The sequence below is a fragment of the Halococcus thailandensis JCM 13552 genome (genome assembly GCF_000336715.1).
GTDB classification, from domain to species: Archaea; Halobacteriota; Halobacteria; order Halobacteriales; family Halococcaceae; genus Halococcus; species Halococcus thailandensis.
Genome location: NZ_AOMF01000151.1, coordinates 39,513 through 47,859 on the forward strand (window position 1 = coordinate 39,513; position 8,347 = coordinate 47,859).

At 63.7% G+C, this 8,347-nt stretch carries 8 protein-coding genes; 6 read left to right on the plus strand and 2 right to left on the minus strand.

Going from position 1 to position 8,347, the window contains the following annotated elements:
* Positions 1-46 precede the first annotated feature (46 nt).
* Together C451_RS09185 and hjc are read left to right on the plus strand one after the other, a co-directional pair.
* Entirely contained in the window at positions 47-1,321 is a 1,275-nt protein-coding gene (locus tag C451_RS09185) for an adenosylhomocysteinase (protein WP_007739959.1), read from the plus strand.
* A 2-nt stretch (positions 1,322-1,323) separates the two neighbouring features.
* Positions 1,324-1,749: a Holliday junction resolvase Hjc gene (gene hjc / locus C451_RS09190; protein WP_007739960.1), complete on the plus strand. Its 426-nt coding sequence runs from the start codon at positions 1,324-1,326 to the stop codon at positions 1,747-1,749.
* Between the two features lie 76 nt (positions 1,750-1,825).
* On the opposite strand, the gene C451_RS09195 is transcribed toward hjc, so the two are convergent.
* Positions 1,826-2,572, minus strand: coding sequence for a potassium channel family protein (locus tag C451_RS09195; protein WP_007739961.1), 747 nt, complete (start codon positions 2,570-2,572; stop codon positions 1,826-1,828).
* A gap of 180 nt (positions 2,573-2,752) precedes the next feature.
* Between C451_RS09195 and C451_RS09200 the strand changes: the two genes are divergently transcribed.
* On the plus strand, positions 2,753-3,832 hold the full coding sequence (locus tag C451_RS09200) for a transposase (protein ID WP_007739962.1): 1,080 nt from the start codon (positions 2,753-2,755) through the stop codon (positions 3,830-3,832).
* Positions 3,833-3,982: 150 nt separating this feature from the next.
* Complete coding sequence (locus C451_RS09205) at positions 3,983-4,762, plus strand: NAD-dependent epimerase/dehydratase family protein (protein ID WP_007739963.1); 780 nt, start codon at positions 3,983-3,985, stop codon at positions 4,760-4,762.
* A gap of 36 nt (positions 4,763-4,798) precedes the next feature.
* On the opposite strand, the gene C451_RS09210 is transcribed toward C451_RS09205, so the two are convergent.
* On the minus strand, positions 4,799-6,091 hold the full coding sequence (locus tag C451_RS09210) for a hypothetical protein (RefSeq protein WP_007739964.1): 1,293 nt from the start codon (positions 6,089-6,091) through the stop codon (positions 4,799-4,801).
* Positions 6,092-6,319: 228 nt separating this feature from the next.
* Between C451_RS09210 and C451_RS09215 the strand changes: the two genes are divergently transcribed.
* Positions 6,320-6,928, plus strand: coding sequence for a cyclodeaminase/cyclohydrolase family protein (locus C451_RS09215; RefSeq protein ID WP_007739965.1), 609 nt, complete (start codon positions 6,320-6,322; stop codon positions 6,926-6,928).
* A gap of 146 nt (positions 6,929-7,074) precedes the next feature.
* Complete coding sequence (locus tag C451_RS09220; protein ID WP_007739966.1) at positions 7,075-8,346, plus strand: PD40 domain-containing protein; 1,272 nt, start codon at positions 7,075-7,077, stop codon at positions 8,344-8,346.
* The last annotated feature ends 1 nt before the right edge of the window (position 8,347 follow it).

Below are 8,347 nucleotides of genomic sequence, written 5' to 3' on the forward strand. Positions count from 1 at the left end.
CCATCGTCTTCGGTAGCGTTTTGAGCGCGCTGGCCGTTTCCCGGACATGACCACCGAACCGATCACCGAGCGTCTCGACGATCCCGCGAACGCGCGCGAGTCGGGCCGCCAGAAGATCGACTGGGCGCGCCAACACATGCCGATCTGTGCCGCGCTGCGCGAGGAGTTCGAAGAGACACAGCCATTAGCAGGCCAGCGAGTCGGGATGGCGATGCACGTCGAGGCGACGACCGCGGTGCTGACCGAAACGATCGCGGCCGCCGGCGCGGAGGTCGCCATCACGGGCTGCAACCCGCTCTCGACGCACGACGACGTGAGCGCGGCGCTCGACGCCCAGGAGGGAATCACTTCCTACGCCGAGCGCGACGTCGACGACGAGGGCTACTACGACGCCATCGAAGCCGTCATTTCCCACGAGCCGAGTATAACTGTGGACGATGGGATGGACATGGTCGCGGCGATCCACGACGACCATCCGGAACTGATCGACTCGATTCTGGGTGGCTGCGAGGAGACCACCACCGGCGTCCACCGCCTGCGTGCGATGGACGACGACGGCGCACTGGAGTACCCCGTCTTCGCGGTGAACGACACGCCGATGAAGCGGCTGTTCGACAACGTTCACGGTACGGGCGAGTCCTCGCTCGCGGCGATCGCCATGACGACCAACCTCTCGTGGGCGGGAAAGACCGTCGTCGTCGCCGGCTACGGCTTCTGTGGTCGCGGCGTGGCGAAGAAGGCCGCCGGCCAGAACGCGAACGTCGTCGTCTGCGAGGTCGATCCCCGGCGGGCGCTCGAAGCTCACATGGAGGGCTACGAGGTGCTCCCGATGGCCGAGGCCGCCGCCGAGGGGGACGTCTTCATCACCACGACCGGCAACCGGGACGTGCTCACCGAAGAGCACTTCGAGCGGATGCAGGACGGCGCGCTGCTGGCGAACGCCGGCCACTTCGACGTCGAGATCGATCTCGACGCGCTCGAGGAGTTGGCCGACTCGACCCGCGAGGCCCGTCCCGGCGTACGCGAGTACGAACTCGCCGACGGCACCCGTCTGAACGTGCTCGCGGAGGGCCGACTCGTCAACCTCGCCGCCCCCATCGCGCTCGGCCATCCGGTCGAGGTGATGGATCAGTCCTTCGGCGTACAGGCCGTCTGTGTGCGAGAATTCACCGAAGAGGAGTACGAACCCGGCGTCCACGAGGTGCCCGACACGCTCGACAGGGAGGTCGCCGAGATCAAACTCGACGCCGAGGGGCTCGCGATCGACGATCTCACCGAGACGCAGACCGAGTACATGGGCAGCTGGGATCACGGCACGTAGCGATGTCACACGCCAAGGGCGACCGGCGCGAGCGCGAGCTCGTCAACCGCCTCGACGCGGCCGGTTTCGCGGTGATGCGTGCACCCGCGAGCGGCAGTGCCACCGAGCGCGAACTGCCCGACGCGCTCGCCGGCAACGGCGAGGTGTTCTACGCCATCGAGGCGAAATCCTCGTCGGGCGATCCGATCTACCTCACCGGTGAAGAGGTCGAGGCGCTCGTCTTCTTCTCCCAGAACTTCGGTGCAAAACCCCGTATCGGCGTGCGCTTCGACCGCGAGGACTGGTATTTCTTCCATCCAAGCGAGTGCTACACGACCGACGGCGGCAACTACCGCGTCAAAAAGGAGACGGCACTCGAATCGGGCACGGATTTCGACGAACTCACCGGCGACTCATCGCGAACGCGCCTCGACGACTACGACGGCTGAAGGGGTGCGTCGTGCGGTCGTCTGACGCGGAGTTAAGTATCACCCGTGTGTCGTCCCGATTGGGCGCGCCACCGGTTCACTCCCCATCCTCCCCACTCGCGCGCCCCGTGGCCCCCGCCTCGGTGGCCCTCCCCTCCCCTTTCGTTGCATCGTCAGAGAGCGTGCTCTCGGTACCCTCGACGGTCGCACGAACGCGCTCGATCGCGTCCGGATCGGCGATGAGCGCGAGACGATCACCCGATTCGATCGCCGTCCGCGGGAGCGGGATCGTCAGTGACTCGCCGGCCCGCCCGTGGGCGTAGATCCGCGCCGCATCGGGCACGTCGAGAGCGACGACGCGCTCGCCGACGACGGGCGAATCCTCGGGCACGGTGAGTGAGGCCGCCGAGAGTCGTTCGGTGATGTCCGCGAGAACGCTGAAATCCCCGCCGAGCAGGGCGGTCTTCGCTCCGGCCGCGCCGAGCTGTTCGGGGTAGATGATCTCGTCGACGCCCTCGCTGTACTCGCGGTAGACCGCCGCCGAGAACTCCTCGCTGATGCGCAACACCGTCCGACAGCCGTGGTCGTTGGCGACGGCACAGACCGCGAAGTTGGTCTCGGGATCACCGGTGAGCCCGACGACGGCGTCGGCCGCGTCGAGATCGGCCTCGGCCAGCACCGCCGTCGCTGCACCGTCGCCCTCGACGACCGTGAACCGGCTCTCGCGGGCGCGCTCGACCTTTTCCGGGTCGTTCTCGACGACGATCACCTCGTGGCCCTCCGTGGCAAGGAGGTCGGCCGTGCGGGTACCGACGCGCCCATACCCAACGATAACACATCTCATGGCCAGCCGTAGAACACCCAGGATGAAAACCCTATCTCTCACTTCGGCGCGCCCGAACGGAGCCGACGACGGCCATGAGGGAGAGGATCGCGCTGGGTGCACCGCTACGGGCGCGCACGTTCCTGATCAAAGAGCGTGTCATAGAAAGCGTCACGTGCGAGGTTGCAGGGTGTGGGAATTGTGTCCAACAACGCCCAGACCCTGCAAAACGTCACTTCTGTCGACGACTTCTTGAATGTCGCGGCGACCGAGACAGTACCGCTGTTTGAGTATCTCTCTTTCGAGTTTCTGCTGGGGTACGATGTGTTCGCCCCCTGCAAGCGGGGGCGAACACGAGTTCATGAGCCACCAGAACTCTTCTGCGGCTTTCTCCACTGCTACTACGAGGACGTCTACGGCACTCGTCCCGTCGCACGAGAACTCCAGAAGCCGCTGGTCTGGCTNGGCTTTCTCCACTGCTACTACGAGGACGTCTACGGCACTCGTCCCGTCGCACGAGAACTCCAGAAGCCGCTGGTCTGGCTCAGCTGTGGCTTCGATCGACCGCCGTCGCGAGACGCGGTCGATCGCTTCCTCACCGATCTCGAACACGTCGTTGACGATGTCTTTGACCACCTCGTCGAGCAGGCCGCCGTTCGGGGCCTGCTCGACTCTACGTACCGAATCGATTCGACTCACGTCGAAGCGATTCCGTGGAACGACGATGCCTCGTGGAACTACGATTCAACCGCTGAAGAGCACTACTACGGTTTCGGCTGTACGATCGTCTCGGCGGGAGCAAAGATTCCCATCGCAGCGGAGTTCACGCCAGCGAAACAAGCGCCAGAAGAGACGGCGATGCGCGTCACGCGTGACGCGCTCGCCGTCAAACATCCGGTCTGGATGCTTGGCGACAGCGCGTACGACACGCTCGATTGGCACGATCACCTGCTGGAGGCAGGGATCGTGCCAATCGCCCCGTATAACCCGCGAAACACCGACGATCCGCTCGATATCGAGTACAGGGTCGAAGACCGCATCGAAAAGTACAGCGAGGACGTACAGCTCAAACGCTCGGTCTTAGACGAGACGTACAATCGCCGGACACAGGTCGAACGAACGAATGATACGGTCAAGGACTGCGGCCTCGGGCCCGTCCGTGCCCGAGGCCGCGTCCATGCGCGGACGCAGGTGTTCGTTGCATTGTGCCTTCGAGTGGTCGTCGCAATCACCAACGACGAACGAGGAGACAATCCGGGCCGCGAGATGCTCACGGCATGAGACGGATTCTATGACACGCTCNGAGTGGTCGTCGCAATCACCAACGACGAACGAGGAGACAATCCGGGCCGCGAGATGCTCACGGCATGAGACGGATTCTATGACACGCTCGATCAAAAGCTATGTGCCGACCCCGATTACGAACGGGCGATGACACGGATCGCCATCACCGGTGCGGCGGGCAACGTCGGACGAACACTGTTGAAGGGCTTCGACGACCACGACGTGACGCCGCTCGTCCACGGCGACGAGAACGACATCGACGGGATCGTCTGCGACGTGACCGATCGCGAGGCGTTCACCGAGGCGCTCGCCGGCCAGGACGTCCTCGTCCATCTCGCGGGCAACGCCTCGGCGTACGCCGACTGGGACGACGTGCGCGGGGTCAACATCGACGGCGTCTACAACGCCTACGAGGCCGCCATCGACAACGGACTCGACCGTGTGGTCTACGCGAGTTCGAACCACGCGGTCAACGTGGACGACGTCGTCGATCCGAGCGAACCCGAGACGATGAAATCGGACGCACCGACGGTCTTCTCGGACACCGACGCACGACCCGACTCCTACTACGGGATCACGAAGGTCGCGGGCGAGGCCATCGGCAACTACTACGCCGCCCGTCACGACATCGAGGTGGTCCACGCGCGCATCGGCTGGTTGATGGATCGCGAGGAGCTACGGGACACCCAGGAGAACCCCGATCACGAATATCCGGAGGCGTACGCCCGCTTCGCGCGCGCGATGTGGCTCAGCCATCGGGACTGCCGCGACTTCCTGGAACGGGCGGCCACGGCCGAACTCGCTGAGAGCCCGATTGCCGCCCACGGCGTCTCCCGAAACGACGAGCGCTATCTCTCGCTGACCGAAACCCAGCGTGCGCTCGGCTACCGACCGCGGGACAACGCTGGCGAGGCACTCGAAAACTGACGGCTCGGCGCGCTGTTTTCCCCGATCGCCCTTCGCTCAGTCGAACAGTTCCGCGACGAGCAGGTCGGCGATGCGTTCGTTGGTCGCCGAGCTGTAGTGGCCGCCCTCGCCGCGCTGGACGTAGAGCGACTCGACGGCTTCCGGATCGTCGGCCTCCTCGAAATGGCGCGGGATGTCGATGGTCTCCAGGGTCGGGTAGCGCTCGTCGAGCCGATCGAGCAGATCGCCGTAGATGGGGCCGTGAGTCGCCTCGTAGGCCGCATAGCGCAGCTGACCGGCCATCGCGAACACCGGGGTGAACTCCTCCTGTTCGGCGTAGTCGACGAACTCGCCGACGATCGCTTCAAATAGGTCGGCCTTCTGATCGTACAATTCCTCGTGATAGCGAACCCGTGGCTGTTCGAGTCTAACCCCAGAGCGCGTCTTCGCACGGGCGGTGTCGATGCCGGGCAGCGAGACGCCGAGTCGCCCTTCGACGTCCTCCAGCCCGGCAGCGGCGAGATAGCGGAGCTGTTCCGGTGGGGAGAGCAGGTCGGTCGCGTAGGGGAAGCGCGCGAGATGCGGTTTGAACCAGTGGTTGTAGTGGAAATCGTGCGAACGGAGGAACTCGGCGTGGGCTTCGAGATCGAGTAGATCTTCTTTTTCGGTGATCGGCGTCTCGACGCGCTCTAACGAGCCGTCGTCGAGCCGGTAGCGCGGCTTCACCGCGAGCACGTTGCCGAACTCCTGGTAGTGTTTCCAGACGCTCAGGATCCGGGCGATCGACGACGCCGTGACGAGGACGATCACGTAGTCGGTCGGATCCTCGGGGTACTGGCGTTGCAGTCGCATGAGCGCCTGATCGAGCCCGTAGTTGCCGCCGCCGTAGTTGCCGACGTGCGTGTCGAGTGTATCGGCGAGGTGGTGCTGAAAGGTCTCGTCGTCGTCGACCTCCCGACAGAAGCAGTAGGAGTCGCCGTAGGTCGAGATCGAGAGATCGGTATCGTCATCGCGGTCGGCGGCCGGACAGACCCGACTGCCGTACTCGTCGGTCGAATACTCGACGACGGTGCGGACCTCTTCACCAGGGAGGTGATCGCCGGTGTCCTTCTGTTTCGTCCGATCGGGTTGGGGGCACCAGCCGAGTTCCGCGTCGAAGCTGGAGAGCTTTTCGAGCAGCGCCCGGTCGATTTCCGGGAACTCCTCCAGAACGACCGTCGGCATGCTGTTCAATCCCTCACCGTATCGCCGCAACAGTCGGCGCGAAAGGAGTTCCAGACCGACCGCGCTCCCTGCCGCAGCGCCGAGCGTCGCCCACGATCGCGTTCGTCGCCCGTCGATCTCGACCATCACTCGACAACTGGCGGCACGGTGCTGATATACGTTGTGCTGAACGCACTCGCCGGTGACCGTATCTGTCTGTGCATCGTCCCGAAACACCTCTCGGTGTTTTCTCGACGAATTTCGAGGTTTGGTGCGACTGATAGGGGCACTATCCATAGCTGTGTTCCAAATTTCGCCGATAGCGGGACCGGCGAGCGGAACAGATATTTGCCAGCCCATCACGACCGATCGAGCATGGCCTTCGCCGAGCAAACGATCGCCGAATTCCTCGACGACGTCGCAGCACGCGCAGTCACGCCGAGCGGCGGTGCGGTCGCTGCCGTCGGCGGTGCGTTCGGCGCAGCGCTCTGTGAGATGGTGTGTATCCATACGATCGAGAAAGACGACAACGGTGTCGAGTCCGAGCTCTCGACGGTCCGTACTGAACTCGAAACACGCCGGACACGCCTGCTGGAGCTCGCGGACGAGGACTCGACCGCCGTCGACGAGCTGCAGGCCGCGTTCGCCGCGTCGACCGACGAGGGGCGCGCCGAACTGATCGACGAGAGATCGCGCCGCGCTGCCGACGTACCGCTCGACATCGCCGCGGCCTGTCTCGACGTGCTCGACCACGCCAAGGCGGTGACGGCGATGGGGAATCGAAACGCGCTGGCCGACGCCGGAACCGGGGCCTTCCTCGCTCACGCGGCGCTGAAAGCGGCGGTGTTCACCGTCCGAGCCAATCTCGAACTGGTCGAGGAGCCGGCCGTCGTCACGGCGATCGAGGAACGTGTGGCCGAGATCGACGGACGGAGCGACGAAGCGCTGACACAGGTGCGAGCGAACGTCGAGGACGCGATCTGATCGGGCACCGGTCAGGACGAGCTACCGACGGCAATCCACGTGCAATGGGTGCAGAGAGACGGTATTCACTTCACGGAAAACGAATATTGTCATTCCAGTATCAGTAGGGACGAACTTTGATTACCGAGCTGGTGGTATCGATCCACATGTCGGACACTGCCAAGATGAAGTATGGAGAGTGGCCGTCACCGATCACATCGGAGATGGTTGCCTCCAGCGGTGTCGCCTTCACCGACGTCGCGATCGACGAAGGAACACCGTGGCGGCTCGAACGACGCTCTGCCGAAGAGGGGCGGGGAGTGATCGTTCGCCACGACGAGAACGGACCGGAGGATGTCACACCCTCGGACTACAACGTCCGGACGCTCGTCCACGAGTACGGTGGCGGGGATTTCCTCGTCCATCGCGATACCGTCTGGTTTGCCAACTTCGAGGACCAACGGCTCTATCGACAACAGCTAGATGGTGACCCGGAGCCGATTACGCCCGCACCCGCAATCGAGCGGGGGGATCGATACGCGGATATGGACAGTACGCCGGACGGTAACCGCCTCTATTGCGTCCGTGAACGCCATACTGACGACGACAGCGAGCCGACGAACACGATCGTCACGCTCCCTGCCGATGGCTCAAGCGACCCCACGGTCGTGGCCGAGGGACACGATTTCTACTCGTTCCCACGGGTGAGCCCCGACGGCTCACAACTCGCGTGGACCACGTGGGATCATCCGTCGATGCCGTGGGACGAGACCGAACTGTACGTCGCGAACATCACCGATGACGGCCAGCTCGGTGATCGTCGGCAGGTCCTCGGTGGCGACGGTGAATCCGTCTTCCAACCTGCCTGGAGTCCCGACGGCGAGCTGCACGCCGTCTCCGACCGTTCCGGCTGGTGGAACCTCTATCGAATCGACGATACCGACCCTGTTGCGCTGTATCCGACCGATGCGGAGTTCGGCGTGCCACAGTGGAACTTCGGACTCTCTACGTACGCGTTCTTCGACGACGGCCGCATTGCCGTTCGCTTCGGAAAGGCTGGCGACTATCAGCTCGGGGTGTTGGAGACGGATGGCGAACTGAAAACCGTAGATCTGCCGGGTAGTCGTTTCCCGGCGGCACGTATCGATACGGACGGGGAGGAGCTGTTGTTCGTCGCTGGCAGTCCGACACAGCCGATAAGTATCGTTCGCTGGCAGCCCGGCACCGAACCGTCCGTTCTCAGCCAGTCGTCCGAACTCGGCTTCGACGAAGCGTACTTACCCGAACCCGAACAGATCACGTTTCCCACCAGCGATAACGACGAAGCCCATGCGCTGTATTATCCATACCCTGTTGCACGTTCAAAATCAAATCGCTGGACAGAACGGTTGGGCCTGAATCCGGACTTCATTGATGGAGTCAGTCATATGATGGAATAAT